Origin of the sequence: Cupriavidus sp. 2SB, assembly GCF_005503625.1 — a bacterium.
Classification (GTDB): Bacteria; Pseudomonadota; Gammaproteobacteria; order Burkholderiales; family Burkholderiaceae; genus Cupriavidus.
Window position 1 is genome coordinate 21814 of the sequence record NZ_SCMX01000051.1, and the last position, 26569, is coordinate 48382.

General features: G+C 64.3%; 24 protein-coding genes and 1 pseudogene. 8 read left to right on the forward strand and 17 right to left on the reverse strand.

Annotated elements, in window-relative coordinates:
• Positions 1-109: 109 nt before the first annotated feature.
• The 10 genes from FFS21_RS21530 to FFS21_RS21575 all read right to left on the reverse strand — a co-directional run bounded on the left by FFS21_RS21530 (position 110) and on the right by FFS21_RS21575 (position 10270).
• On the reverse strand, positions 110-1099 hold the full coding sequence (locus FFS21_RS21530) for a FecR family protein (RefSeq protein WP_171020467.1): 990 nt from the start codon (positions 1097-1099) through the stop codon (positions 110-112).
• Between the two features lie 86 nt (positions 1100-1185).
• Positions 1186-1701 carry an RNA polymerase sigma factor gene (locus tag FFS21_RS21535; RefSeq protein ID WP_137926760.1) on the reverse strand — a complete coding sequence of 172 codons (516 nt, stop codon included), beginning with the start codon at positions 1699-1701 and terminating at the stop codon, positions 1186-1188.
• A complete protein-coding gene (locus FFS21_RS21540; RefSeq protein ID WP_249359537.1) occupies positions 1698-2327 on the reverse strand; it encodes an STN domain-containing protein in 630 nt (209 codons plus the stop codon). Before FFS21_RS21540 ends, FFS21_RS21535 begins: the two co-directional genes overlap by 4 nt.
• 207 nt (positions 2328-2534) lie before the next feature.
• On the reverse strand, positions 2535-3056 hold the full coding sequence (locus FFS21_RS21545; RefSeq protein WP_137926762.1) for a type III secretion system chaperone family protein: 522 nt from the start codon (positions 3054-3056) through the stop codon (positions 2535-2537).
• A gap of 58 nt (positions 3057-3114) precedes the next feature.
• Positions 3115-3828, reverse strand: a complete 714-nt coding sequence (locus tag FFS21_RS21550; RefSeq protein ID WP_212745263.1) for a hypothetical protein — start codon at positions 3826-3828, stop codon at positions 3115-3117.
• Positions 3829-3865: 37 nt separating this feature from the next.
• Positions 3866-5665, reverse strand: a complete 1800-nt coding sequence (locus FFS21_RS21555) for a putative porin (protein ID WP_249359539.1) — start codon at positions 5663-5665, stop codon at positions 3866-3868.
• 42 nt (positions 5666-5707) lie between these two features.
• A complete protein-coding gene (locus FFS21_RS21560) occupies positions 5708-6403 on the reverse strand; it encodes an energy transducer TonB family protein (protein WP_137926764.1) in 696 nt (231 codons plus the stop codon).
• Between the two features lie 10 nt (positions 6404-6413).
• Positions 6414-6824 (reverse strand): ExbD/TolR family protein, encoded by a 411-nt coding sequence (locus FFS21_RS21565; RefSeq protein WP_137926765.1) that lies wholly within the window; start codon positions 6822-6824, stop codon positions 6414-6416.
• A 15-nt stretch (positions 6825-6839) separates the two neighbouring features.
• A complete protein-coding gene (locus FFS21_RS21570; protein ID WP_137926766.1) occupies positions 6840-8600 on the reverse strand; it encodes a DUF2341 domain-containing protein in 1761 nt (586 codons plus the stop codon).
• A 68-nt stretch (positions 8601-8668) separates the two neighbouring features.
• Positions 8669-10270, reverse strand: a complete 1602-nt coding sequence (locus FFS21_RS21575) for a ShlB/FhaC/HecB family hemolysin secretion/activation protein (RefSeq protein ID WP_137926780.1) — start codon at positions 10268-10270, stop codon at positions 8669-8671.
• Between the two features lie 295 nt (positions 10271-10565).
• On the opposite strand from FFS21_RS21575, the gene FFS21_RS21580 reads away from it, so the two are divergent.
• Positions 10566-10925: a hypothetical protein gene (locus FFS21_RS21580; protein WP_137926767.1), complete on the forward strand. Its 360-nt coding sequence runs from the start codon at positions 10566-10568 to the stop codon at positions 10923-10925.
• 190 nt (positions 10926-11115) lie between these two features.
• Positions 11116-12588, forward strand: coding sequence for a LamG-like jellyroll fold domain-containing protein (locus tag FFS21_RS21585; RefSeq protein ID WP_171020468.1), 1473 nt, complete (start codon positions 11116-11118; stop codon positions 12586-12588).
• Between the two features lie 43 nt (positions 12589-12631).
• Here FFS21_RS21585 and FFS21_RS21590 read toward each other — a convergent pair whose 3' ends face one another.
• From FFS21_RS21590 to FFS21_RS21610, 5 genes are all read right to left on the reverse strand, one after another.
• Entirely contained in the window at positions 12632-13453 is an 822-nt protein-coding gene (locus FFS21_RS21590) for a carbohydrate ABC transporter permease (RefSeq protein WP_137926769.1), read from the reverse strand.
• A complete protein-coding gene (locus FFS21_RS21595) occupies positions 13450-14334 on the reverse strand; it encodes a carbohydrate ABC transporter permease (protein WP_137926770.1) in 885 nt (294 codons plus the stop codon). The genes FFS21_RS21590 and FFS21_RS21595 overlap by 4 nt, the downstream gene beginning before the upstream one ends.
• Positions 14335-14395: 61 nt before the next feature.
• A complete protein-coding gene (locus FFS21_RS21600) occupies positions 14396-15688 on the reverse strand; it encodes an ABC transporter substrate-binding protein (protein WP_137926771.1) in 1293 nt (430 codons plus the stop codon).
• Positions 15689-15710: 22 nt separating this feature from the next.
• Positions 15711-16715: an ABC transporter ATP-binding protein gene (locus tag FFS21_RS21605; RefSeq protein ID WP_137926772.1), complete on the reverse strand. Its 1005-nt coding sequence runs from the start codon at positions 16713-16715 to the stop codon at positions 15711-15713.
• Between the two features lie 45 nt (positions 16716-16760).
• Positions 16761-17528: a DeoR/GlpR family DNA-binding transcription regulator gene (locus tag FFS21_RS21610; RefSeq protein WP_137926773.1), complete on the reverse strand. Its 768-nt coding sequence runs from the start codon at positions 17526-17528 to the stop codon at positions 16761-16763.
• 209 nt (positions 17529-17737) lie between these two features.
• Here FFS21_RS21610 and FFS21_RS21615 point away from each other — a divergent pair, with 209 nt between their 5' ends.
• The 4 genes from FFS21_RS21615 (at position 17738) to FFS21_RS21630 (ending at position 21546) form a co-directional block, all read left to right on the forward strand.
• Positions 17738-18814: a hypothetical protein gene (locus FFS21_RS21615; protein WP_249359541.1), complete on the forward strand. Its 1077-nt coding sequence runs from the start codon at positions 17738-17740 to the stop codon at positions 18812-18814.
• 5 nt (positions 18815-18819) lie between these two features.
• Complete coding sequence (locus FFS21_RS21620) at positions 18820-19968, forward strand: BamA/TamA family outer membrane protein (RefSeq protein WP_137926774.1); 1149 nt, start codon at positions 18820-18822, stop codon at positions 19966-19968.
• Positions 19969-20136: 168 nt separating this feature from the next.
• On the forward strand, positions 20137-20352 hold the full coding sequence (locus tag FFS21_RS21625; RefSeq protein WP_137926775.1) for a hypothetical protein: 216 nt from the start codon (positions 20137-20139) through the stop codon (positions 20350-20352).
• 129 nt (positions 20353-20481) lie between these two features.
• Positions 20482-21546, forward strand: a complete 1065-nt coding sequence (locus tag FFS21_RS21630; RefSeq protein WP_137926776.1) for a porin — start codon at positions 20482-20484, stop codon at positions 21544-21546.
• Positions 21547-21660: 114 nt separating this feature from the next.
• Here FFS21_RS21630 and FFS21_RS21635 read toward each other — a convergent pair whose 3' ends face one another.
• Complete coding sequence (locus FFS21_RS21635) at positions 21661-23652, reverse strand: PhoX family protein (protein ID WP_137926777.1); 1992 nt, start codon at positions 23650-23652, stop codon at positions 21661-21663.
• A 1012-nt stretch (positions 23653-24664) separates the two neighbouring features.
• Between FFS21_RS21635 and FFS21_RS21640 the strand changes: the two genes are divergently transcribed.
• Positions 24665-26080 carry an L-lactate MFS transporter gene (locus FFS21_RS21640; RefSeq protein WP_137926778.1) on the forward strand — a complete coding sequence of 472 codons (1416 nt, stop codon included), beginning with the start codon at positions 24665-24667 and terminating at the stop codon, positions 26078-26080.
• 15 nt (positions 26081-26095) lie between these two features.
• Positions 26096-26227 carry an MFS transporter small subunit gene (locus FFS21_RS21645; RefSeq protein WP_137926779.1) on the forward strand — a complete coding sequence of 44 codons (132 nt, stop codon included), beginning with the start codon at positions 26096-26098 and terminating at the stop codon, positions 26225-26227.
• A gap of 70 nt (positions 26228-26297) precedes the next feature.
• On the opposite strand, the pseudogene FFS21_RS32125 reads toward FFS21_RS21645, so the two are convergent.
• Positions 26298-26569, reverse strand: a pseudogene (locus tag FFS21_RS32125) (DUF6708 domain-containing protein); the annotation flags it as partial.

A 26569-nucleotide genomic window follows, 5' to 3' on the forward strand; every position in this document is an offset into this window, starting at 1 on the left:
CATTGCCATCGACGGGCGTTGCCGCCGATGCTCCTGGGAGCTAGACCCTTTGGCGCGACCGAATCGGCAAGGTTTTCCTTGAAGATTTGGTGACAGTCCCGCGACGGCATCAAGACAGCAGGACGACCCCGCCGGGCAAATGACGGGCGTCGAGCCCGAACGACTGCTGGATCTGTGCGATGGCCTTGTCGAGCGCATCGATGCGGAAGCGCCCTGTGACGGGGCGCGCGGCAAGCTGGCGCGACATCAGCACGAGCTTGCCATTGCGGTAGCGATTGATCTCGTTGACCACATCGCCCAATGGCGTCTCGGCAAAGCGCAGGAACCCCTCGCGCCACGCGGGCATGCGCGCGGCGTCCAGATCCACCACGTGTGCAAGCTTGCGGTCGTCATAGGTGACCTGCTGCCGCGCATTCAGCGTGACCGTGCCCGTGGGATGCGCCACCTGCACCACGCCCTGCACACAGGTCACGCAGACGGAATCGGCGGTGTGCAGCACCTCGAAGCGCGCACGCGCCGCCACCGCGCGTCCCGCACCGGCCGTGACCGCAAAGGGCCGGCTGGTCTCGGTCATGTCGATGGCGGTCTCGCCCGCGATCAGTTCGATACCGGCCACACGGCCACGCGGATGCAGCGCGATGCTGGTGCGCGTATTCATTTCCACGCCAACATTGCCGCCCAACGTGATATGCCGCTGCTCGCCGGCCACGGTGCGATAGTCGCCGCGCCGCTCGCTTACGGACGCCCACATTCCCATGGGCGGATAGACCATCGCGACGGACGCAACAGCAGCCGTGCCGAGCGCGCCGCCAAGGAAAGCGCGACGCGGGAAATGCACCGGCGCAGGCGCGTCCTTGGGTTCGGGCCGCGCAGCCATCGGCTTCTGTTCAAGCAGTTGGCGACCCGCCTGTGCGAGTTCCTGCCACTGGCGTTGTGCAGCGGTAAAAGCAGCGGCGTGCGCGGGATTGGATTTGCACCATTGCCGCAGCGCATCGCCATCGCGATGCGTCATCTGGCCGGCACCGATCCGCCGCACCCATTCCAGGGCCTGGCGTTCGATCCGGGAGAGGCCGCGTGGCCGTTGTCGCAGAGGGTTCATGGTGGCAGTCATGGCGTCTGGCAACCCCACCAAGCGGGGGCGCATGACATCAAGACGGTTCTGGCGCTCAGGATCGGCACGATTTCTCAGCCCCGTTGTTCCATGTGCGCCACGCAGTACTCATGTGCGCGTTTCAGTTCGAGCCCGATCAGGCGTGCGGATACGCCAAAGCGCACGGCGGCCTCCTGATTCGACAGTTCCTCGACCCGCACCGCCAGAAAGATCGCGCGGCGGCGCGGCGGCATCTTGTCGATCACGTCCGCCAGCGCCTGCACTTCGCTACGGGCCGCCACGGTCTGTGCCGGACCCGGTGCGGGGTCCGCGATATCGAGCATCAGCGTGTCGAGTTCTTCCGCGCTCATGAAGCGGCGGTCGCGCTGCAGGCGATCCAGCGCGAGGTTGGTCGCCATGCGCATCAGGTACGCAGCGGGGCTCGCTACCGGGCCGTTGGCATCGTTGCGATCTTCGAGATGGACCCAGGTGTCGTGCAGCGCGTCGCTGGCCAGCTCGGCCGATCCCAGGCGCCATGTCAGGCGGCGCTTGAGATCGTCGTAGCGTTGCGCGAGCAGGTCGCGCAGGCCGGAGCGAATCGTCTCGCTCATTGCATGCCCCGAGGTACGCCACATGCAGGCACACATGCCTGCCCCGCCACGCATTGCCGCACCAGCAGCACGAATGGCGTATCGGGCTTCTCGGGCGCGCGGCCCATGTCGATCTGCTGCAGCGTGTCGACGATGGCGGCGTCGCGGCGGTTGTCACCCGTGGTATCGAGCAGTCGTGCGCGCTGCACGCGTCCCGCGCGACCAATCTGCACCGTGACGGCGAGCCGGTAGCTGCCGAGCGCCAGCGCAGGCCGCGCACACAGTGCCTGCCGCACGCGCGACTGCACCAGCGCGTCATAGTCCTGCCGTGCCACCGAAGCGTCCTGCGTCGCAGGGGAAACCGGCGTGTCGCCCGATGGGGCCAGCACGAAAGCATCGCCAGCGGTGGCATGCGCGGCCAGGCCGGTGCCTTCCAGCAAACGGTGCAAAGCGTCGCGCGGCGTCATCGCACCCACCACCGCGTGCGAGGTACGGCCTTCCGCGAGTTCGGACGGATAGAAGACCGACATGCTGGTCTGCGCGTCATAGCGGTCCAGCGCCAATTTCAGCGGCTGGGCCGGCAAGTCGAACACCATCTCGGCGGCGCGCGCGAACGTCATCCACGGCAGCGTGGCGGCGAGCGCCATCACCGCGACAAGCCCCCGCCGCGAACGCCTGGGCGTACACGGACGACGGGAAGCGGGCGGGCATGCCATGGGATGCGGGTGACCTGTTCATAGGGTGCTTGGGTTCGACCGGATCGTATGACTGTGACGTGACGTTGCCATGACAAAAAAAGAACGACGCGCCGGCAGGTCATTCGGCGCGCCGCCCACAGTGAAGAAGGGAAAACGTTACGCGGCAGCGTCGGAGGTCTCGGCGGCTTCGCCTTCACCCTCGGCGCGGAAGTTGCGCAGATGCAGGAAGAACTGGCCCATCATCTGGATCCACACCTGCATCGACACCGAAAGAAAATCCTCGCTGACACCACCCGTCACCATCACGTCCATTTCCAGCACGACGAAATCACCGTGCGTGGCAATGCGCGCGAAGCGGCGGCTGCGGTGCCAGTCGGCCAGCAGCGCATCGGGGAATACGCCGCCGTCCACGCGCAACGGGCAGCTCAGCGTGAAATCGAGATACTGGTCGGGGCCGAGGCGATTGCCCCACAGCACCTGGAAGCCCACGCCGTGGCTGGCGCTGTGCAGGCGCGTGCCCTGCTCCTCTTCCACCACCTGCACGGCGCAACCCGCGCGGCGGATGGCTTCGGCAAGTTGCTCGGCGCTGACGGCGGGCAGTACGGCGGGCTGGGTGGCAATGTTGGCTTCGAGGTTGGCTTCGGTGCTGGCTGCGATATCGAGTACGGCTTCAGTCATGGTCATGTCCTGTGTGTGCTGTGCGTTCAGTGTGTTCTGTGCGGATGAATGGGGTGTGTCACTGCGCTTGCGCGGGCGCGCTCGATGGCGCGGCAGCAGTAGGCGTAGAGGCTGGCTGGGCTGGCTGGGCTGCCTGTGCCTCCGCGGCAGGCACCGCGTTGGCATCAAAGCGGCCTTCGTAGAGCTTGTCGCCGTAGTCCTGCGCGATCTGCTCGTAGCGCACGCGGCTTTGCGCGGCGAATGGCTGGCGCGAGGCCATCACGGTGGTGAGGTCCACGGTCTCGTAGGCGCGCAGGATGTCCTGCCCCACGGCGTAAAGCTTCGCGTTAGCGGCTTCGCAGCGTTGCAGCGCGGCCTTCTGCGTGGTGGCTTCCGAGGCCAGCTTCTGGCGTTCAGCGTCGATGCCGCGCGCCATGCGCAGCAATTCGTCGTAGGCACCCCGGAACTGCGCCACCTGGCTTGCGGCCTTCTCGGCGGCGCCCTGCCCCTGCAACTGCGATTGACGCGCCGCGTCGGCGAGCTTCTCGCGTGCGCCACGCTCGGCGGCTAGCTGGGCGCGCGTGGCGTCCAGCTCCTTCTTCATCGCGGCCGCATCGGTGCTGCCTGCGTTGCCCGCGCCCGCCTGCGGCTGGCCGGCCTTCAGCGCGGCCAGTTCGTTCTGGGCCTGCTGCAACTGCGTGGTGGTGATGCGAAGCTGGTTGCGCAGGCGCTCTTCCATGCTCTGTGCCTGCGCATGGGCGCCGGTTGCCACCAGGGCAAGAACCAGCGGCATGGCACGTATCAAAGGGATCGGGATCACGTCATCCTCCTCAGAAGCGCGCGTTGAATTCGAACTGCAGCGTGTCGATGGCCAGCGGCGGCCCAAAGACTTCCTTGGTCGAGATCCAGCGTCCGGTCACCCATGCGTTCTTGTCCAGCGCATAGGAGCCGCCCAGGTAGTAGCCACGCGCATTGGTGCCGCCGCCGTGGAACGTGGAGTCGTTGTAGCCGTCGGGCATGGAATCGGGTTCGATGCGCTTGTAGCCGGCCAGCACGTTCCAGTCCCCGCGCGCAGCAGGCGTGGGCTTGCCGAAGGTGGCCTGGAACATGTACGCGTTGCCGCCGCTCTTGAAGTCCGCACGCGTGGTGCCGCCCGAGCCGCCGAAGTTGTTCACGATGCCGCCGTTGGAGCGGTTCCACATACCGTCCTCGTCATAGGCGAGGTTGCGGATGTAGTTACCGTCAAAACGCAGGCCATAGCCCGCCACCTTGGTGTCCCAGCGCAGGTTCATGTCGAGCAGCTGGAACTTCGATGCCAGGCCCACGTATTGCGGCTGCGGCGTGTTGGCCGGGTCCAGCGGATTCAGCGCGATATTGCGCAACAGCATCAGCGTGTTGCCCTTCTGCATGAAGGCTGGACGCGTCCAGTCCGTGCTGCAACCATCGGCGCCCGCATACAGCGCGCAAGGCTGCGACACGCGGCCGGTGACGTTGTGGAAGTCGTAGTACGCCAGCGCGCCGCGCAGGCGGTTTTCCTCGTTGACCTTCCACGCCGCGCCCACCTGCGCGCCGAGCAGCCATTTGGACTCGCTCGACATCTTGTCCTGACTGTTCGATGGCGCGTTGTCCTTCGAGTATTCCAGCGGAATGAAGCCCAGCGAGCCGAACATCGTGATGTCCTTGTTCGGCAGCATCTTCTCGAACTGCGCGGCGATGCCGTCGAAGTTCAGGTCGTGCGAGAACAGCGTGTCCGTAGAGACGAACGGATTGCCAAAGCGGCCACCCGTCAGCTTCATCCATTCGAACGGCTGGTAGGACAGCCATGCCTGATCGAGCCACACGTCCTTCTTGGCGAGACCGCCCCCCAGCGTCTGGTTGGTCGATACCGGACTGTTGTCGTTGCCGGTTGCCAGGCGCACGCCGGCCTTCACACTGTCCGATACATCGGCCAGCACGCCGATCCGCGCGCGGGCGCGCCACTGGTTCGGGCGATTCTGGCGCGTGTTCAGCAGCGGCGGCAGGTTCAGGTTGGTGTTGGGGTTCACGTCGTAGCCGCTACCCGAGTTGATGGCCGCCCAGTCGATCTGAATATCGCTATTGCTGCCCGAGTAGAAGCGCGATTCGTTACGCAGACGGACATCGCCTTCCACACGAATGCGCTTGGTCCACTCCGGCGTCTCGTTCGGGGCGGCCCAGCCTTCGGCCTTGGCTTGCGCCATGACTTCGCCCTTGACCTCGTCGCGGATCTGATCACGCACGGTTTCAGGGATATAGGGCACGCGGACTTCACCGGCCACGGCACCTGCGGTGGCACCCGTGGCCGCTGCGGCAACTACCGGCGCTGGCGCTGCGCGCTGGGCTTGCTGTGCGGCCATCGCTTCGGTCTGGGCCTGGGCCAGCAGCGCCTCGCCCGTACTCTTTTCCAGCGCGCCGCTCTGGATCAGGCCACGGATCAGCTTGATCATCGCGCTCTCTGGCGGCACGGCATTCTGTGCGTGGCCGACGCCGGCTGTGGTCAGCAGCACCGTGGCAACGGCTGCGGCCAGCGCATTGGCGCGCAGCGTGTAGCGCGGGGACTGGACGCATGGATTCTTCGATGGGTTCATCGCGGGGTTCATCACGGGGTTCATGACACTGCTCGGCATGTCTGTTGGATATGGTTGGCGACGCATTCAGGGGCGTCGACCCTTGATGGACAGGCGCATCGGGAACCGCAGCGATGCAGGCGGACGTTCGTCGGCACGGAAGTCACGCACCATGGCCAGCACGGCCTCGTCCGTGGTCACGTTGCCGGAGCCACCCACAAGCTGCACGCGCGTGACGCGCCCCTCGGGGTCGAGCCAGATTTCGATGCGGATATCGTCGAAGGCCAACTGACGCGTGCGGGCATCACGCACGAACGCCTGCTGCAGCGCGCTCGACACGTACGCGGAATAGGAGCGCCCACCCAGGCCGCCGCCACTGCCGGTCATGCCACCGCCACCACCGGCCTGGATGCCGAAGGCATCGTTGCCAGCCTGCGCGGCGCCGTCGATGGTCACCGCCTGCCCCAGGTCCTGCGAGGGTGCGGGCGGGGCATCGTCGGGCGGTGCGTTGGTGGGCTCGGCCGGCTTGGGTTCCACCACTTCGGGCTTCACCGGCTCGGGCTCCGGCAATTTCTCCGGCTCGGGCGGCGGCGGCGGAGGCGGCGGCAACACCAGCATCGGCGTGGACGGTACTTCGCGCCGCGTGGACGCCGTATCGCTCAGCAGATACCAGAGCAGCAGCGCCAGCGCGGCGACAACCAGCCCGCCAGCGGCAAACCCGCCCCAGCGGCGCCAGAACAGCGTGGCGCGCGGCAGGGACGCCAGGGGATCGCGACGATTCACGCTGCGCTCCTCAGGCCGGCTTGCCGGTCACCAGACCGATCTGGTTGAGGTCGATGCGGCGCAGAAGATCCAGCACCTCCACCACCTTGGCGTACTGCACCGACGCATCGCCGCGCACGATCACCGGAAAGTCCGGCGTCAGCGCCTTTTCCGTGCGCAGCCGTTCTTCCAGTTCGGGCAGCGTCACCGGATACGCATCCAGGAACACCTGTCCCGCGTTATCGACCGTGATGGCCTTGGTCTTGGGCTTCTCCAGCGCCACCGAGGCACTGGCCTTCGGCAGATCCACCTTGATGCCCGGAATGCTGGCGTTGCTGGTCAGGATGAAGATCACCAGCACCACCAGCAGCACGTCCACGAACGGCGTGATGTTGATGCCCCCCGTGCGCTTGCGTACGCCGAACCTGCTTGCGTTTGCCATGGTCCTTGGCTCCGCTCAGGCGCGCTGCAGCACGGGCGTGCGGCGGCCTTCGCCCTGCTCTTCCGCCAGGCGCGTAGCGAACTCGTCCACGAACACGGCCATGTCGGCGGCAATGGCGTCTGCCCGCGAGGCCAGCCAGTTGTAGCCAAACAGCGCGGGAATGGCCACGCCCAGGCCGGCAGCGGTACACAGCAGCGCCGCAGCCATACCCGGCGCCACGGAGTTGATGTCCACGGCACCGGCCATCGCAGCCACCACGAACACCAGCATGATGCCGATCACGGTGCCGAACAGACCCACATACGGCGCGCCTTCGATCGTGGTGGACAGCCAGTTCATGCGGCGGCCCAGACGTTCGTTCTCGCGCACCATCACGCCGTCCATCGAGGCACGGATCGCGCTGATCGTGGCGTCGCCCACGGCGTTGAGGTCGTAGCCGAGTTGATGGCGGCGATGCAGTTCATCGACGGCCACTTCATACAGGCGCCACAGCGAGGAGTGCTCCTTGACGTCGCCGGTCACGCGGCCGGTCTTGGCCAGGTGATCGAGCGATACACCCGATGCCTCGCGGAACTGGCCCATGAATGCCACGTTCGCGCGCGAGTTGGCGCCGTAGCTGCGGCCCTTGCCGATCATGATCGTCCACGACACACCCATCATCAGGCCCAGCAGGCCGATCACCACCCACGCATCCAGCGGCATGGCGGCCAGGATGAAGCCGAAATGGCTCTTGCCAGCTTGTTGCTCGTCCGGACCGAACACGACCAGGCGCGAATCGGCGCCTTGCGACACCGCATCCGCCAGCAGCAGCGCGGCGGGACGTGCCACCTTCGACAGGCGCACTTCATCGATCGTGCCGGGGAAGGTATGCGCGCCTTCGCTATCCGCGCCGATATAGGCCGGTGTGTTCAGCGCCGGCAGCGCGGCTTGCAGTTGTGCCGCCTGGCGGCCACCCACGAACAGCGTGACCGTCTTGCCATCGGCATTCACCGCCAGATGCGACCACTGTCCTGCCTGGATCGGCTGGCCCGGGTTGCTGCGCTGGCCATTGACCTGCACGTACGGCACGCCCTGATCCACGCCGATCAGCAGTTCGCCCGCGCCATCGCGGCGCGCATAGACCAGTTGGCCAGCGCCGAGCTGCTCGGGACGGACCCAGGCGGAAAACGCGAACGAGCCACCGGCCGCCACCGTCAGCGATGGCGATGCGGGCAGGGCCAGTGCGGCCTTGCCGAACTGCGCGCCCTTGCCGATCACGGTGCCGTCCACGCTGACCACGGCGGTCTGGCTGTTGTTGCCATACGCGGTGGTATCGCGCGCCGGCACATTGCCTTCGGCGAAGTGGTAGACCAGCGTGAAGTCCGGATCGAACACGCGCTGGCCGTTGCCGGAGGCAGGCGCCTTCGGGTTGCCGTAGTACATCCACACCTGCTGCTTGCCGTTGGCCGACACCGTCGGCACATCGACCCACACCAGCGCGATGCCAAGCAGCGGATCGAACTGTTCGATCTGGTGGTTCAGCACAGTCTTGTCGTCACCGGATACGAAGCGCAGGTCTGCGCCGGTCTCGCTGACGCCCTCGAAACTGAAATTGCCCGTGTGCAGGCGCAGCAGCACCGGCGTACGGCCGGCGTCGCCGCCGATGTTGCCGCCTTGCGGACCGGCGTCGATGGTCACCGGCTTGCGGTAGGCCCAGTCGGGCTGCCACCAGGCGTGCGCCAGGCTCGGCACGAGCGTGCTGGCCAGCGCCAGCAGCAGGAATAGGGAACGTCGCATGACTATGGTTCTCCGTTGGCTTTCTTCGGAATGCTGTGTTGGGGTGCGTGCCGGGATCGGTCTGTGGATCAGTAACTGGCCGTCACGCTGAAATTGAGTCGAGGGTCGCCACGGTCAGTGCGCGGGCCGTCCTTGAGCGGGAAGCCCAGGTCCAGCCGGCCGTTCACGTAGCGCGCCAGCCTGAAGCTGGTGCCGATGCCGACCGAGGCCAGCGAGAAGCGGCTCTCCTGCTCCGGCAGCGGATCGCGCAGGCGCAACTGACCCGCATCGGCGAATGCATAGACGCGCCAGTCGGACACCGTGCCGCCGAAGAAGTCCAGCGGCGGCGTGCGCATTTCCACGGAGCCCACCACGCCGTAGTCGCCCGTGGTCTCGGCAGCCAGGTAGCCGCGCACCGAGTTCATGCCGCCCGCCGCGATCTGCTCGCTCGATACCAGCGGCGAATCGGTGATCTGGCCCGCCAGTCGCCATGCCAACTGCGCATTGCCCGCGAAATTCCACGTGCCGTTGGTATCGCCCTTGAGCAGCAGGAAGCTCGGCGACGCCTTGTAGCGCTTGTAGTCGAACTCCTTCCAGTCGCTGCCGTAGCCCAGGAAGCTGCGCGTGCCGGCCACCAGCGCCATGTTCAAGCCGTACTGGCCGCGCGTGGTCTGCATGAAGCCCGTATAGGACAGCGTGATCGGTGCGTACTTGAGCGGCACGGTGTCGCCGGAGGTGCCGAGGCGCGTGGTTTCCTTGTTGTCCTTGAAATCGACGCCCAGGCTCAGCGCGTGATACCAGTCGCCGGTGTTCGGCACGGTGTATGTACCGCGCAGGCCGACCGAATGGCCCTTGCCCAGCACGCTGGTGCCGCCTACCGTTGCCACGTTGCTGTCCGACAGATAGCCGGAGACCTCGACGCCCCAGTTCGTGCCGCGAATCGGCGCGATGTACGAACCCGAGAACACTTGCGTCTGATTGAGGTCCTGCGGCGCGCCAAAGAAACTCAGCGACGCGCTGTGACCCAGTTGCCAGAGGTTGTCGTGGCCAATCGATGCCAGCGCGCGCAACTCCTTGGTATCGGGGCTGTAGTCGTTGTTCAGGCCGACACTGCCGCGCCACGGGCTGCTGTCCTCGACCTTGAGATCGACGTCCATCGTGCCCGGCAATGTGCCCTGCCGCACCAGCGGCATGACCTGCCGCTTGCCCGTCTTGTTCAGTTCGGTGAGTTCCGCTTGCGCCTGCGTGAAATCGGGCACCTGCCCTTCGGCCAACGCCGGCACCTGTTCGCGCACCTCGCGCGGCGACTGGTACTCGGCGCCCACCACACGCACGCGGCCCACACGGGTTTCACTGACCTGGAGGTAGACCACGCCGCTCGTGACCTGCTGCTCGGGCAGTTCCACATAGACCGACTGGAAGCCCTTGGCCTGATAGGCGGCCAGCAGCGCGTCACGCGCGGATTCGATGTCCTTGAGCGTGCGCGATGGTCCCAGGTACGGCGTCACGGCACGCTCGATCGTGCGCACGTCCAGCACCGTGTTGCCACGCACCACGTATTCGCTGATATCGACCGCGCGCTCCGGTTGCGGCGCGGCCTGCGTGGCCTGCGTGGCGGCAGGCTGCGCGCCATCCGCTGGCGCGGACTGCGCAGATTGCGCCAATGCCCCACCCGTCCCCAGTCCAATCATCGCCACGCACACTGCCCTCCACCGTGGCGACGGGCCTTTCTTCTTGCTGACTCGCATGAGTTGCTGACCTTCTTCTTTTTTCGATTGCCAGCCCCGCGTGCCAGTGTCCTGACCGAGGACGGCATCGTTTGGGGCATCACGCCGCGAGACATGATCACCAGCGCTCATGTCAGCGTTACGCACAGATGCCTAGACGGCCAAACCTGGCAGGGCATGTCGTTTGTCACAAATATTTCATCGACGACACATTCCGCACGGACGAGACTTCCAGGGCGATGACGATCAGGAGCAGGCGATGCAGACGTGGAAAACCTTGGCGGTAGTGGCCGCGCTTGGCGTATCGGCCTCGGCATGGGGCGCGAACGAAGGGACCACGCAAGGGAGTTGCGCGGAGGTGGAGGTCAACGGCGAGCGCGCACCAGCGTATGACTGCCTGACGCAGCGGCTGGCGCCAGCCTCGTCGCCACGCGCGGGGAAACCCGGTGTGCTGGGATCGGAGGCCATCGCCAATCAGCCGTCGAACCAGTTGGGGCTCTACAACCGCGCGGCCACGTCCACGCGGATGGGCAATACCTTTGGCACCTCCGTTCTGCCCCAACGGCCGCCCCCATCGAATGGCGTCGCGCCAATCATTCCTCCACAGGCGCCCCGCTGATCGAATGAACGCGAAATAGTTTCATATCGCCTTCATTGATCTGACACACACCCTGCCCGACAATCCCGTGCATCACATGCCGCGTTGGTGCGTTCCTGCGTCCTTCCGGCTGCGATGACGGGCCGTTCCGGCTTTTCATGCGGTGATTTCAGGCCCGTGTTCCCTTCCACACAACACGATGAGATCCCGGATGAGCCAATCCAACAGGATGTACCGAAGTTTCGTTCGCGCAGTGTGCTGGGTGGCGCTCTGCGCCGCGCCCACGCTGGCGCAGGCCGGCACGTACTGGAACGGCGTGAGCCGTGCCCTGCCCGTCTCCCCGCTAGGCAACACCGTGGCGCTGTCCTGCCACAACTGCTACGGCAGTTCCACGGCTGCCACCAACACGCAGGTGTCGATGGCCTTGTCGCGCGGCTATGACCTGATCGAATTCGACCTGACGCTGCATGCCGATGGCCAGGTCTACGTGGAGCATGGCGACAGCGAAAGCGCAGTAGGTACGTTTGCCAATGCGCTGGCCAACACGAACCTGCAGCAGAGCGACCGCCTGCTGTTCCTCGAAATCAAGGAGAAGTACACCACTGCCGCCGCCAGCGACACGCTGATGCTTGGCGTGCTGCGCGCCGTGCGCGACTGGGGCTACGCCTCGGCCGGACGCCCCGTGGTGCTGCGCGGCTTCATGGATGGCCGCCACCAGCATCTGGTGCGCGCCAAGGCTCTGCTCGCGCAGTCCGAGTTCGCCAGCATCCGTGACCATGTCCGCTTCCACACGCTGATCGAGAGCGATATCCGCAACAACATCCGCGCGACGAAGAGCCTCGGCTTCCACGGCGTGGAACTGGAATATCGGATGGCCAGCCTGTTCGGCGCGCTGATGCAGGCGAAGCTGCTCGGGCTGGGCGTGGGTGTCTACACCACGCCGGCCAGCATGGGCGAAGCCTATCTGTCGGCGCTGCGCGAGGACGTGGACTTCATCACCTCGGACTACGATCGCGGCACCACGGCGCTGGCTACGTCGGCCCGCGCCGTAATCACCGAATCGACGTCGCTGGTGCATATGAACACGGCACAGCAGACGGCCTGGCCCCTGACCTACCGCCGCACCAATGCCACGACGTATCCGGTGGCACAGGGCAGCACCGCGCCGACGCTGGAAGTGCTGGCGGTGACGTCCGACGAAGACCGCGTGGGCGGCAGCATGGTGTTCACGGGCACACAGTCGGTGATCACGTGGCAGGCCGATAACGCCAGCAACGGCGGCTTCCTCGTCAGCGCGGTCGTCAATTTCGATGACCTGACCTCGGGTGCCACGGCGGCCATCGTGGCCAAGAGCGATGCGGGCGGCTTCGCGCTGGAGCAGGCCGGCACCTCGCTGCGCTTCGGCGTCTACGTGAACGGCGCCTACCAGTACGCCACCGCTTCGCTCGCGGGCTTGAACGGCACGGACTCGTACTTCATCGTCGGCGCCTACGACGGCAACGGTGCGGTACGGTTGTGGGTCAACAATGTGGAGGGCGTGCCGTCGGTATCGGTCTCGGGCGGCGTGGGCCTGAACACCAGCCCCATCGTGATCGGTGCGGACCCGCAGGGGGCTACCGACCGCCGCTACTTCTTCAAGGGCAAGATCCAGCAGGTGATGGTGCAGCGCTGGCGCGACCACTGAATCGGCAGATAGAACGAAAACGGCGGGGAGACCCGCCGTTTTTTTACTTCACCCCGGCCTGCATGAACGACTGCATGAACTGGCGCTGGAACAGCAGGAAGGCCAGCACCAGCGGCCCTACGCACAGCAGCGTGCCTGCCGACAGCACACCCCAGTCCACGCCGGTCTCGGGCGCCGCAAACAGCGCCATGCCCACCGTCACGGGCCGGCTGGCCTCGGTCTGCGTGGCCACCAGCGGCCACAGGAAGTTGTTCCAGTGATAGCTGACCGAGACCAGCGCATAGGCCAGGTAGGTCGGACGCGCCAGCGGCACATACACCTTCCACAGGATGCCAAGGCGGCCCAGGCCCTCGATGCGCGCAGCATCCTCCAGCTCCTGCGGCACGGTCATGAACGTCTGGCGCAGCAAAAAGATGCCGAAGGCGCTGGCGATATACGGCAACGCCACGCCCAGCCATCGATCCACCTGTCCCAGTTGCGCGATGGTCAGGTAGTTCTCGGCAATCAGCACCTCGGGCATCACCATCAGTTGCAGCAGCACCAGCCCGAAGACGATGCTGCGACCCGGGAATGTCATCCGCGCCAGCGCGAACCCGGCCAAAGTGCAGACCACCAGTTGCAGCGCCAGCAGCAGCGTGACGATGGCGACCGTGTTGATCAGATAGCGCGCAAACGGCGCCACGCTCCACGCCTGTGGAAAATTATCGAGTCCCCACCGGGTGTCGAAGCTCAGCCGCATGGCCTCGCCGCCCGGGTGAAAGGCGCCCCAGACCAGCAGCAACAGTGGCGAAATCCACAGCAGGCCGGCCACGGCGGCGGCAACCGGCACAAGCGCGGAGCGCAGCGATATCGAGGAAGCGGTCATCGGTAGTGAATGCGGTTGCGCGTCAGCCAGAACTGGAATCCCGAGCACAGGGCCAACACCAGCAGCAGCACGATAGTCAGTGCGCCTGCATAGCTCGCGTCCTGGAACCGGAACGCAATCTCGTAGAGGTAATACAGCAGCAGCGTGCTGGCGTTATTCGGACCACCGCGCGTGAGCACGAACAGGTGATCGATCAGCTTGAACGCATTGATCAGCGCGTTGATCACCACGAACAGCGTGGTGGGCGCCAGCAGCGGCAAGATCACGTGGCGCAGCCGGAACCATGGCGAAGGCGCCTCCAGCCGCGCGGCATCAAGTTGCTCCGACGAGATCGATTGCAGCGCCGCCAGATAGAAAATCATGAAGAAGCCCGCTTCCTTCCAGATGGTGACCACCATCAGCGCGGGTAGCGCAGTATCCGTATCGCCCAGCCAGTTGCGGCCCGCGATGCCGAACCACGCCAGCAGCCGGTTCAGCAGGCCGATATCGGGCGCGTAGAAGAACAACCACACATTGGCCGCCGCCACCATCGGCAACATGGTCGGCGTGAAGAACGCCAGCCGCAGCAGTCCGCGACCGGCGTAGCGCTGATTGACCCACAGCGCCATGGCCAGCGCCAGCACCACCGAGACCGGCACGGTGATCAGCGCATACCAAAGGTTGTTGCGCACGGCCTGACGGAAAACGGGATCGTCCATCAGCGCCTGGAACTGCTCCATCCCGGAGAACGCTGGCGGAATGCCGGGCGCCTGCGTGTGAATGCTGTGCCAGAAGCTGCCGGCGATGGGCCAGTACGTGAACGCCGCCAGCAGCACGAGCGCCGGCAACAGCAGCAGCCATGCCTGCGCGGCTTGTCGTGCGACGGGTTTTCTAGATGTCATGGCGGATATGCCTGCGGCGTCCCTATCGGTATCGATCCCGGACGCCGCAGGCTTCACGTGTTTAACGCTGATACGGCTTCAGGATGCGCTCGGCCTGCGCCTGTGCGCCGCTCAATGCAGCCTTCGGTTCCTGCTGGCCCGTGATGGCCGATTGCAGCGCGTCTTCCAGCAGCTTGCGGACACGGCCAGCCTGGTGTGTCGACAACTCGGCCGTGGCCACCGACAACTGGTCACGTGCCACCAGCGTCTGCGGCACCTTGGCAGCGTAGTCCTTCAGCGTGGCGGTCTGGTAGCTGGCCGGGCTCACGCCCATATAGCCCGTTGCCACGCTCCACTGCGCCGAGCGATCCGGTGCGGTCAGGAACTTGATCAGACGGAACGCGGCGCGCTGCTCGGCATCGGAACCGCTCTTGAACAGATAGAAATTGCCGCCGCCCGTGGGCGAGCCCGGCTCGGTGTTGGCAGGCAGCGGGGCCACGCCGACATCGAACTTGGCATCCTTCAGCACGGCCGTCAGGTTACCCGTGGAGTGCCACATCATCGCGGTCTTGCCCTCGACGAAGTTCTGGCGCAGCGTGCCCCACTCGATCAGGCCCTTCGGGCTCACGCCGTCTTTCGACAGCGACGTCCAGTACTCCAGCGCCTGCACGGCCTTGGGCGTATCGAACGTGGTACGCGTACCAGCCGGGTTCATCAGCGTCTGGCCGTTCTGCTTGGCCAGCGCGCCGAACATCCAGTAGGCGTAGCCCGTGGACGGGATCATCACGCCCCAGCGGCTGGTGTTGCCGCCATCGCGCTTCACCAGCTTGGCAGCGGCTTCGCGCATTTCCGTCCAGTTGCGCGGCGGCTTGTCGGCGTCGAGACCGGCCTGGCGGAAGGCGTCCTTGTTATAGAACATGACGATGGTCGAGCGCTGGAACGGGATGCCCCAGGTCTTGCCATCGGCGCGGCCGTTGTCCATCAGGCCCGGGTAGAAGCTCTTGAGCCACTCCTTGTCTTCGGCCGTGGTCGCGAAATCGTCGAAAGGACGGATCACGCCAAGGTCCTTGAGTTCGTGCAGGTCGATCGAGAACAGCACCGACGTCTGCACCGGCGTGCCGGCCTTGAGCGCGGCCAGCGCCTTGGTGCGCGCATCGTCGTAGTTGCCCGCGTAGATCGCGTTGACCTTGACGTCCGGGTTGGCTTGCTCGAACTCGCCGACCAGTTTGTCCACCACTTGCGTGAGCGGACCGCCGACGGAAACGGGGTAGTACATCGTGACCTGCGTCGGCGCGGCGACGGCCGACATCGACATCATCGACGCCAGGCAGGTAAGCGTGCCCAGCGCGGTGGCCAGGCGGGTCTTGAACGACATGAAGGCTCCTTGAGGGGTAGGTTCAGGGCAAAGCGGAAAGACGGGCGACGGCTGCTTCGGTGGCAACTGCAGCGGCAAAACGGTGTTCGCGGGTGGCATCCCACTTCAACATCAGGCCGGCGCCGGGGGACAACGCCACCCGGCCCGGATGGCGCACGAGCACGGGCTGGTCGTAGAGGCGCACCTCCACCAGCGTGTCGGCGCCGTGATATTCGGTGCGCACCACCGTGCCGGCATGCGATCCACCCAGTTCGATATGTTCGGGACGCACGCCCAGCCATTCGTCCGTACCAGGCATGCGGATCAGGTTCATCGGCGGCTGGCCGATAAAGCGCGCCACCACCGGCGTGGCAGGCGTGTCGTAAAGCTGCGCCGGCGTACCGGTCTGCGCAATTTCGCCCTGGTGCATCAGCACGATACGGTCGGCCATGCTCATCGCCTCCACCTGATCGTGCGTGACGTAGATCACCGTCAAACCTAGTTGCTGCTGGAGCTTGCGCAATTCCGCGCGCATCTCGGCACGCAGTTGCGCGTCGAGATTCGACAATGGCTCGTCCATCAGGCACAGCGGATGCTGCGAGACGATGGCGCGCGCCAGCGCCACGCGCTGCTTCTGTCCACCCGACAGCGCGCCGGGCTTGCGCGCCAGCAGCGCGCCCAGGCCCAGCAGCTCGGCCGCATGCGTGAGTCGGCGCCCTTGCTCGTCACGCGGCACCTTGCGCGCGCGCAGCCCGAACAGGATATTGTCTGCCACGCTCAAATGCGGGAACAGTGCGTACGACTGGAACACCATGCTCAAGCCGCGTTGCGCGGCTTCCACCGCCGTGATATCGCGACCATCCAGATGAATACGGCCGGCGTCTGGCTGATCCAGTCCGGCAATCAGGCGCAGCAGCGTGGTCTTGCCGCAGCCGGACGCGCCGAGCAGCGCGATGAATTCGCCGCGCTCGATGTCGAGGTCGATGCCGCGCAGTACCACGTTATCGCCGAAGCGCTGCGCAATCCGTTCGAGTCGCAGATAGGCCATGGAGGGTGTCTTTCGGGGGCGATGGAGGCGGTGGAAACGACAGGTTCAGCAGGCATGCAGCGTCACGCCTGCGGCTTCGCATAACGCGGACAGCGCGGGTTGGGCATCCGTGGCATCGGTATCGGTGAACAGGTGGTCGATCTGCTCGAACGCCGCGACGCGGCATGGCGCGTGGCGCCCGAACTTGCTGCTGTCGGCCAGCAGCATCCGCTCGTGGCTGTGCGAGAGCAGCGACTGGCTCAGTTCGGCTTCCTCGGGCTGGAACTCGTACAGCGTGCCGTGCTCGTCAATGCCGGCCGCCCCGCATATCGCCACATGGGCACGGAACTTCCGCATGAAATCCACCGTGGCACTGCCCATCACGTCGAAATCGCCCGCGCGCAGGCGTCCGCCGGCCACCCAGGTTTCGACAGCGGGCTTGTCCGCCAGCGCCAGCACGGCGCCGAGGTTGGTAGTCACCACACGCAGCGGTCGGTCAGCCGGCAGTGCCCGCGCGAACTCTGCCACGGTGGTGCCATATCCGAGGAATATCGTGGCATCTGGTTCGATCATCTCCACGGCGGCCTGCGCGATCCGGCGCTTGCGCTCCACCTGCGCGGTGCTGCGCTGCAGATAGCTGATGTTGTTCTGGCTCGCAGGCAACGTCAGCCCGCCGTGCATGCGGCGCGCCAGCCCTTGCACGCTCAGCTCGTTGATGTCGCGGCGAATGGTCTGGCTGCTAACCCCAAAGCGGCTGGCCAGCTGCTCGGTACTGAGGTAGCCGGTATCGTTCAACCATCCAAAAATTTCACGCTGGCGGGCAGTCAGGCTCATTCGATCACTCTATATGTTCGAATGAAAATGTAAACGCGCAATGTGTCACATCCGTGACATCGTTTACCCCCACGCGGGTGGGTATCCACATGCCGCGCCGCAGCAAACCAGCGTGCGCGCTGTTCTCGCAATCAGTCAGCTTCTCCTAAGTCGGCTCACGAAAACATTCACTTCGACGTGCGTGGCGGATCGCGGAAGATCGGGTTTTCATGCCGATATGGGAGCGCACCGATATGCCCGCTTGCGGCCGCTGCTTTCTCCGCTTTGCGCGTGGCTGCCTGATTGCGATGGGGCTGGCGCTGCCCGTTACCGCCTCGGCATGGACAGCGGGTGGCAGCGGCGGCGCGGCGGCAGCCACGGCATCGCCCGATACCCACTCCGGGCCGTATCGCGGCATCGTCGGACCGGTCGGTTCCCCGGAGCCGGCACCGGAGGCGCCAAAGACCTGGGACCGCGCATTGCCCTTCTTCGCGCAGCGCGTGATCGACAAAGGCTACAACCTGCCCAATCCGTACGACATCGGGTACTCCTACTACGATGGCTACCAGCGCTATCAATTGAGCGGCCTGCAGGTATCCGCGGGCGGCAACCCGCTGCGCGGCGCGGATTTCGTGCAGTTCCAGCAATCACGCATTCATAACAGTTCGAACCAGGTGCAGATGGGTGCATGGCTGTTTCCGTTCATGAATGTGTACGGCATCGTTGGCAACGTGCAGGGCAGCGGCAACATCGACATCAGCTTTTCTTCGCTCACCGATCTCGAGCGGTTCTTCGGGGTCAACATAGGCTGCGGGGGGCGGCGTCCCCGCGACGCCTGCAGCAAGCCGATCAAGCTGCCCACCCAGCATGCCAGCTACAGCGGCCATACCTACGGCGGCGGCTTCACACTGGTGGGCACCTACCGCGACCTGTTCTTCGCGTTGCCGGTGACCTACACCGTGGCGGATATCTCGATGTCGGACACGCCGGTCAAGTCGGTCAACATCGGGCCGCGCGTGGGATGGAATCTCCGGCTGGGCCACGGACTGGGGCTGCTCACGCCCTTCATCGGCGCCACCTACTTCCGCACCCGCGCCACCATCACCGGACACTTTGACGTACCGATCCCCGATACCGACGGCCAGACCGAGCGGTTGAACTATCAGATCGCGGAACGGGTGACGGGTTACTGGAGCGGTTCCGTAGGCGCCAACTGGACCATCAACCGCAGCGTCGGCGTCTTGTTGGAAATCGGCTACGGGTACAACCGTAACAACATCATCGCCACCGGCTTCTTCCGGTTCTGACGATCATGCGCGCCACCTTCCCTGCCTTGCTCGCCGCCTTGCTGACCATGCCCGTGGCGGCACAGGAAGCCACGCCCGACACCCCGCCCAAGACTGCCTGGATCGACAAGATCCTGAACAAGCTTGGCGCGTCGAAGGAGGTGGACCTGAGCCATGGCGTGGACTGGGGCATCCTGCCCGGGCCGTTCTACAACCCAGAGATGGGGCTGGGACTCGGCGCGGCAGCCATCGGCCTGTACAAGCCGAAGAACGCCGAGAAGGACACGCAGCTCTCCACGCTCACGCTACACGGCTTTGTGACGACGACCGGCGCATTCGGTATCGGCGCGGACAACAACACGTTCTTCGGCGACGACAGCTATCGCTTTGTGTTCTCGGGCGGCCTGTTCAACATGCCGACCTCCTACTGGGGCATTGGCTACGACAACGCCATCAACGACGCCAACAAGGAGGGCTACACGCACCGGGGGGTCTCGCTGCAACCGCGCATGATGATGCGGATCATGCCAAATACCTACATCGGCGGCGGCTACGACTTCGAGTACGACGACGCGGCCAACATCGAACGTGGCAGCGCCAGCGCGTTCGCCGCCGATCCCCACGGCACGCATGTCATCAGCAGCGGCCTCACCGCGCATTTCTCCTACGACACGCGCGATTTCATCCCCAACCCGTACAAGGGCCAGGCGCTTTTGATCAACGGTACGGTGTATCGCCGCGGCCTGGGCAGCGATTTCGATTTCGAAACGCTGGAGATCACCTACGACAAGTACTTCGCCATGCGCGAGCGCGACGTGCTGGCCTTCGACATCTACGGCAAGTTCAACTGGGGCGACGTGCCATGGAGCATGATGTCCAAGCTCGGCGACAACCGGCGCATGCGCGGCTACTTCATGGGCCAATACCGCGACAAGGCGTTGCTGACCGCACAGGTGGAATATCGCTGGCACATCGCGGGCCGGCAGGGCATGGTGTTCTGGCTGGCCACCGGCGCCATCGCCGGCAACCCCGGTGCGTTGCGCGATGCGCACTGGCTGCCCAATGGCGGCGTGGGCTACCGCTTCGAGTTCAAGCCGCGCGTCAACGTGCGCTTTGACGTAGGCGTGGGCAAGAACACCAAGGGTGTGTATTTCCAGATCAACGAGGCGTTTTGAGCGAAACGTTTCGCGAATTTCTTATCACTTCAGCAATCTATTGACGAGTGCACCAACACGGTCGCATTTCCATGACCGAGGTGTAACCGGCCTGCCATGGGCACTCCATGTCGCGTCATTAGACTCAGCGAGCCCCCCGAAAAATCGTTCAGCTCCTGAGAACTACCAATGAAGAAATCTCTCGCCACGCTCGCCACAGGCGCAGCACTGATCGCGATCAGTGCGACGGCCAATGCGAGCCAGACCCCCATCGTGGTGGATGCATCGTTCGAAAAACAAGGACAAGTGCATCGTCCTCGTGATCCCTACACCGATGGTGGCCGCATTCAACAGCGTGATGTCTACACAGACGGTGCACGCACCGCCAATGGCACTCCCCACTGAATCCACGTCGCCATGAAGACAAAACCAGGCCGCCTCCGAGCGGCCTGAAGTCTTTTTATGGGCCGTGAATTTACTTTTCACCACCTTGATTCCACTGAGAACCAAGTGCGTTTTATTTAAGGAAGCGCAATGAAACTCCGTTACGGCTTTGCCGCGGCAACTCTCAGCATGCTGTCTGCCGCCACCTTCGCCCAATCCCATGTCACGCTTTACGGCATTCTCGATGTGGGTATCGAATATCTCAACAATGTGCCAACTGCCACAGGCGGCGCCAATCAGGTGCGCATGAGTTCGGGCAATATGTCCACGTCGCGCTGGGGCCTGCGCGGTCAAGAGGATCTCGGCGGCGGACTGAAGGCCATCTTTCAGCTCGAAAGCGGATTTGCGCCGGACAACGGCAGTCTGCTCACGAACCGGTTGTTCGACCGTGCGGCGTATGTCGGTCTCCAGAGCCGGTACGGCACTGTGGCGCTTGGCCGGCAGAACACGCCGATCCACGACACGGGTCATATCCTGGACCCGATGCGATACGCGCCCCGCTACTCGCTGTGGACAAACGACGATATCCTCGCCGGCCGCGCCGATAACGCGATCCGGTACGACGGCAAGTTCGGCGGCCTGACGATGAGCGCGATGTACAGCCTGGGCCGCACCGGCACTGGCGAGATCCCGGGCAACTTCAAGGTGGACCGCAACTACGGCGCCTCGGTGATGTACGAGAACGGCCCGCTGGGGATTGGCGCCGCGTATGACGAATTCCAGGGCACCAGCGTGGCCACGGCGGACCGCAAGGATCGTCGTGCCCTGATCGGCGCCAGTTATGCATTCGGCGCAGCCCGCGCCTTTGTGGGCTACCGCTGGTTCAAGGGCGATGTCGGCACGCTTCCGGGTAGCGGTTCGAACCTCTACTGGGCGGGTATGCGTTACGCGGTGAACCCCTCCGTCTCCCTGATGGGCGCTGCATACTACACCGACACCCGCAATTCGAATGCCGACCCGATCATGCTCGTCGCCTCGGCGGACTATGCATTCTCCAAGCGTACCGACGTCTATTTCAATATCGGCTACGCCATCAACCGCGACGGCTCCCAACTGGGCATGAACGGATTCAATGGGCCGGCGGGTAGCCCGGCCAATGTCGTGGCCGGTGACGACCAGATCGGCATGGTGATGGGTGTCCGTCACCGCTTCTGATCGCCGGAAGATCGTCTGAGTTATCGGTACTTTCCTTACCGGTATGCTTTGTCGATGAAAAACGCCGCGGACCTCACGGACCGCGGCGCTTTTCTTTTCTACAGACCGAACGGCTTACTTCGCGGTCTTGATGCTCGTAGCGTCGGCGGTCAGGTAACCCACCGAGGCGCCCAGGCCGTTCTTGTAGTTGGCGAACACCAGCGGCTCCACTTGCGCCTTCACGGCAGCCTTGATGCCATCGCCGGCGTGCTGGAAGTTGCTCATGATGTACGTCCAGCCGTTGATTTCGTCGACGGCGTGCAGGCCCGTCGATTCACCACCGGCCGGCACCGACATCAGGCGCGACAATTTCTTCGTATCGACGTTGTACGCCCACAGGAAGTTGTTGGTGTGGTTGCTGCTGTCCTCGCCGATGAACAGCGTGCGCAGCTTCTCGGAGAACTTGAGGTTGTCCGGGTTGCCGATGGTCGTCGGATCGGCGGTGTTGCCCAGTGCATCGGCGGCGATGTCCTTGCCGACGATCAGCGCCTGGGTGTGGATCGGTACCCATTCGCTAACGATGGCCGCACCCGACGTATCCTTCTGGCCGCCGCCCAGCTTGTGCTGCATCACGCCGCCGGCGTTGATGGCTGCCGGCACGCTGATATTGCTCTGCGCGTTCCAGCCCTTGGCGTTGTTCAGCACCATCGAGTCGACGATGTTCTGCAGCGCGGAGTAGGCGATCTTGTCCTTGATGTTGACGGTGGTGCCTTCCATCTTGGTGAAGCCCATGCTGCCACCAGCCACGAAGGCATAGCGGTGCGTTTCCAGGAACGCTGCCACCAGTTCCTTGCCCGGCTTGATCTTGATCCACTGGAACTTGCCGCTGTACGCGATCTTCGTGTACGTCGTGTCCGGCGTGGCATTCAGGGCCGGATCCGTGGCGCTGATGTCCATGATGTCGGCAAACGTGTGCGACTTGGCCCAGCCTTCCACTTGCGCGCTCGTGGCATGGCCCAGCTTGATCCAGGTCAGGTCGGCGCCAGCATCGGCCGGGTTCACGGAGAAGCCGGTGCCCACCTTGGCCACGTACAGCGTACCGGCGGACAGATCCTTTTCCTTGTCAGCCACGAACATGAACAGACCGCTGTTGGTGGCGTCGTCGCCCATCAGCACGGTGCGGTTGTCCGGCATCACCTGCACGAGTTCGTGCGAGATACGGCCCATGCAGTAGTGCTTCTTGATCGAGCCCGTGCCGTCGGCATTGACCGTGACTTCCGGCAGGTGACCGTACAGGTACGGGTTGAACGGGATCGTGCTCGTGCCGTACAGGTTCTTGGCGAAGGCCAGGTTCTGCACCGTGTTCGGATTCGAGGCATCCGGCTCGTACTCTTCGCTCGACAGGTGGGTGTTCCACGGCGACAGGCTGGCGCCGCACGTGATCCACAGGCCGTTGGCCGACGACGTGTCGACGTTGTGGTACTTCACCAGCGACAGCTTGCCGGTGGCCGGGTCCTGGTCCAGCGTCAGGATGGCGATCGGCGACGGCAGCTTGCCGTACATGTCCGTCACCTTGGCTTGGTCCCACGTGGTGTATTCGAACTGCACCACGGCAAAGACCGTGTTGCCCTTCACGCCGTCTACCTTGGCGCCGTCGATCTTCAGCAGCGACGTGCCGTCCGGCGAGTCCGAGAAGAACTGGGCAGCCGTGCCCGTGGACGAATCCATGATCGGCTGGTTGTTGATGTCGAAGTAGCCGCCGGCCAGGATCGTGCCGCCCTTGCCGTCCGACACCTTGTCGCCGGTCATGAAGAACGGCTGGTACGCCAGCTTGAAGTTCTGGCTCGTACCATCGCTGAAGTTCACCTTCAGGCTCGAACCCACGGTAGTGGTGGCCATTTCGGCCGCATTGGCCAGCGAAGGTGCCGGCATGCCGGTGAACTCGGCGGTCGTGAACGTGGCCGTGGAAGCCGGCGGGTTCGTCGTCACGGGAGGGGTAGCGGGGGCGTCGTCGCCGCCGCCACAACCTGCCAGCAGTGAGGTGGAGGCCAGGCCCAGCGGCAGCATGGGGGCGCCGGCCAGGAACTTCAGTGCCTTGCGGCGCGATGCGTCAAGTTTTTCGGACATTTTTTGGATTTCCCCGTCGATCTAGTGTTTTCATCAGACCGCCCTGCACATGCGTACATGGCAACCCGGTCAGCTCTTGTGGAGGCAACCGCACAGCGGTCAAGCCGGGTGGCATCGTATGAACCGAATGTGACAACACGTTGAACCCGCAACAATTCGCGAGCAGCCGGGAGCGTCACTTCTTGCCGGGTCACACAGCGGACGAAAAAAAACGCCGCGACCCATGTATGGTCGCGGCGTCGTGAAAATGCCGGTCCGGGCGACACCCACTTCTGTCACCCGTGTATTGGCGATCTGCAGCCCACCTGCAGGTCTGACCGGCTTGTCCGAGCAGCGGTTGAGTACCGCCACGGGCAGCCATCCTAAGCGCCCCAGATGTCAGTCTCGTGACGAATTGTCATGACAACCGACCATCCGAAGTGCCGAAACCGGTCCTTCAATATGCCTCCGGACGACCTTGCCCGTGGGCCAGTTTTTTCTCCGGTCACCACACCGTGTGTGGTGAAAATCAAACGTTACAAACCTGTCATTCGGCAGTTTTGCGCATCAAGCGGCCGATTTCGTGCGTTTTCGGAATATGTCATCTTTAGCCTATTGAAGTGATCAATCGGGCCGGATATGGTTCAGCGCATAATATTTTCCACGGCAATATATGCAATCAAAAACATATATTGTTCGCCCCGATCGGAAAAAACGATGCACGACACCATTCCGGGACGCTTCGCGTCTCCAGCCGCCCTCACGCCCCGCCTCGACGGAGCTCGCCGACGCACGCCCCCGTGCGCCCTGCGTGCGTCCATGACCATCCATTTCCGCTTACCGGTTTTGTAGCAGCTTCGTAGCAACCGTCGCTGCATCCGGGGCAAAACGTCTCTGATATCCCGGAACAGCGACACCTCTGGGGGTAATACATCCAAGGTGTACGGGGTCAACCGACGGGCCAGCCAGACCCGCGGGCGTCGCCAGGCCAGCATGGATGTATTACCCAGGATCCACGTCTGGAGAACTTTCAATGAGCAGTGTGACTAATGGTGGCGGCGCTAAAGCGCCGTTCTTTTCAAAGGAGGCGACCTACGCCCAGCCGGGGTTTTCCCGCTGGATGGTCCCGCCCGCTGCACTGGCGGTGCACCTCTGTATCGGCCAGGCCTACGCGTTTTCGGTGTTCAACGCGCCGCTGTCGAAAGTCATCGGCATTACCGAATCGGTGGCCGACGACTGGAAACTGACCACGCTCGGCTGGATTTTCTCGCTGGCCATTTTCTTCCTCGGCATTTCCGCCGCTTTCGCCGGTAAATGGCTGGAGCGCGTGGGTCCGCGCCGCACGATGTTCACGGCCGCCTGCTGTTTCGGCGGCGGCTTCCTGATCTCGGCCCTCGGCGTCTACACGCACCAGATCGCCCTGCTCTATCTCGGCTATGGCGTGCTCGGCGGCATCGGCCTGGGCCTGGGCTATGTGTCGCCCGTCTCCACGCTGATCCGCTGGTTCCCGGACCGCCGCGGCATGGCCACCGGCATGGCGATCATGGGCTTTGGCGGCGGCGCGATGATCGCCGCCCCGCTGTCCGTGGTGCTGATGAACCATTTCAAGAGCGCAACGTCGGTAGGCGTGGCCCAGACCTTTCTGGTGATGGGCGTAGGCTACTTCATCTCGATGAGCATCGGCTCGCTGGCCATCCGCGTGCCACCGCCCGGCTGGAAGCCGGAAGGCTGGACCCCGCCCGTGGTCGAGAACAAGATGATCACGCGCAACCACGTGCATATCGATGAAGCCCTGAAGACGCCGCAGTTCTATCTGCTGTGGTTCGTGCTGTTCCTGAACGTGACCGCCGGTATCGGCGTGCTCGGCCAGGCATCGCTGATGATCCAGGAAAGCTTCAAGGGCAGCGTCACCGCCGCCGCAGCAGCCGGCTTCGTCGGCCTGCTGTCGCTGTTCAACATGGGCGGCCGCTTCTTCTGGGCTTCCTCGTCGGACTGGATCGGCCGCAAGAACACGTACTTCATTTTCTTCGCGCTGGGTGCCGTGCTGTACTGGCTGGTGCCGCAACTGGGCGCCGCCGGCAATATCGCGCTGTTCGTGCTGGCCTACTGCGTGATCATGTCGATGTACGGCGGTGGCTTCTCCACCATCCCGGCCTACCTGGCCGACATGTTCGGCACGGCATTCGTGGGCGGTATCCACGGCCGCCTGCTGACCGCCTGGGCAGCCGCAGGTATCGCCGGCCCCGTGCTGGTCAACTACATCCGCGAGTACCAGGTAGCCCACGGCGTGACCGGCGCCGCCGCGTACACCATGACGCTGCACATCATGGCCGCCCTGCTGGTGATCGGCTTCATCTGCAACCTGATGGTGTCGCGTGTCAATAACAAGCACCACATGAGCGACGCAGACGTGGCCAAGCTCGGTGCCGGCACCGGCGCCGCCCACTGATCCCGAGGAGAGAACATGGAAAACCAGAACCTCAACGCCGCCCCCACCAACAAGGCCCTGCTGGCCGCCTTCTGGCTCTACGTACTGGTGCCGCTGGTCTGGGGCGTGTCCAACACGATTACCCAGGCGCTGAAGCTGTTCCAGTGAAGGGTGTGTTGGTGATGTGATAAGGGGCTGCCGTTGGCAGCCCCTTTTTTGTGTCTGTTATCGCCCTTGGTTAAGCAGATCCCTCCTGCGGACTTCCTGCAGACTCGATCTCCGGCGGAAACTTCGGCTCCACGCACAGCAGCATCGCAAGCCAATGCAGGGTGGCGCGCATCAGATCGAGCGGGGCAAGACACGGCAGCAATACCCACCACAGAGGACCACCGCGTAAAAGCCGCTCCGGGTAGAGGTAGAAGACCTCCAGCAACGACATATGCGGCCACGCGCCCTTCCATGGCCGCAGGAACGGTTGGGGCACGCTCTCGGCCCCTTCTTCCATATAGC

Coding starts and splice junctions, on each gene's coding strand:
- FFS21_RS21530 (WP_171020467.1), bottom strand. CDS start 1,099: ATGAACCCTCTGCGACAACGGCCACGCGGCCTCTCCCGGATCGAACGC.
- FFS21_RS21535 (WP_137926760.1), bottom strand. CDS start 1,701: ATGAGCGAGACGATTCGCTCCGGCCTGCGCGACCTGCTCGCGCAACGC.
- FFS21_RS21540 (WP_249359537.1), bottom strand. CDS start 2,327: ATGGCGCTCGCCGCCACGCTGCCGTGGATGACGTTCGCGCGCGCCGCC.
- FFS21_RS21545 (WP_137926762.1), bottom strand. CDS start 3,056: ATGACTGAAGCCGTACTCGATATCGCAGCCAGCACCGAAGCCAACCTC.
- FFS21_RS21550 (WP_212745263.1), bottom strand. CDS start 3,828: ATGCCGCTGGTTCTTGCCCTGGTGGCAACCGGCGCCCATGCGCAGGCA.
- FFS21_RS21555 (WP_249359539.1), bottom strand. CDS start 5,665: ATGAACCCCGTGATGAACCCCGCGATGAACCCATCGAAGAATCCATGC.
- FFS21_RS21565 (WP_137926765.1), bottom strand. CDS start 6,824: ATGGCAAACGCAAGCAGGTTCGGCGTACGCAAGCGCACGGGGGGCATC.
- FFS21_RS21570 (WP_137926766.1), bottom strand. CDS start 8,600: ATGCGACGTTCCCTATTCCTGCTGCTGGCGCTGGCCAGCACGCTCGTG.
- FFS21_RS21575 (WP_137926780.1), bottom strand. CDS start 10,270: ATGATTGGACTGGGGACGGGTGGGGCATTGGCGCAATCTGCGCAGTCC.
- FFS21_RS21580 (WP_137926767.1), top strand. CDS start 10,566: ATGCAGACGTGGAAAACCTTGGCGGTAGTGGCCGCGCTTGGCGTATCG.
- FFS21_RS21585 (WP_171020468.1), top strand. CDS start 11,116: ATGAGCCAATCCAACAGGATGTACCGAAGTTTCGTTCGCGCAGTGTGC.
- FFS21_RS21590 (WP_137926769.1), bottom strand. CDS start 13,453: ATGACCGCTTCCTCGATATCGCTGCGCTCCGCGCTTGTGCCGGTTGCC.
- FFS21_RS21595 (WP_137926770.1), bottom strand. CDS start 14,334: ATGACATCTAGAAAACCCGTCGCACGACAAGCCGCGCAGGCATGGCTG.
- FFS21_RS21600 (WP_137926771.1), bottom strand. CDS start 15,688: ATGTCGTTCAAGACCCGCCTGGCCACCGCGCTGGGCACGCTTACCTGC.
- FFS21_RS21605 (WP_137926772.1), bottom strand. CDS start 16,715: ATGGCCTATCTGCGACTCGAACGGATTGCGCAGCGCTTCGGCGATAAC.
- FFS21_RS21610 (WP_137926773.1), bottom strand. CDS start 17,528: ATGAGCCTGACTGCCCGCCAGCGTGAAATTTTTGGATGGTTGAACGAT.
- FFS21_RS21615 (WP_249359541.1), top strand. CDS start 17,738: ATGCCGATATGGGAGCGCACCGATATGCCCGCTTGCGGCCGCTGCTTT.
- FFS21_RS21620 (WP_137926774.1), top strand. CDS start 18,820: ATGCGCGCCACCTTCCCTGCCTTGCTCGCCGCCTTGCTGACCATGCCC.
- FFS21_RS21625 (WP_137926775.1), top strand. CDS start 20,137: ATGAAGAAATCTCTCGCCACGCTCGCCACAGGCGCAGCACTGATCGCG.
- FFS21_RS21630 (WP_137926776.1), top strand. CDS start 20,482: ATGAAACTCCGTTACGGCTTTGCCGCGGCAACTCTCAGCATGCTGTCT.
- FFS21_RS21635 (WP_137926777.1), bottom strand. CDS start 23,652: ATGTCCGAAAAACTTGACGCATCGCGCCGCAAGGCACTGAAGTTCCTG.
- FFS21_RS21640 (WP_137926778.1), top strand. CDS start 24,665: ATGAGCAGTGTGACTAATGGTGGCGGCGCTAAAGCGCCGTTCTTTTCA.
- FFS21_RS21645 (WP_137926779.1), top strand. CDS start 26,096: ATGGAAAACCAGAACCTCAACGCCGCCCCCACCAACAAGGCCCTGCTG.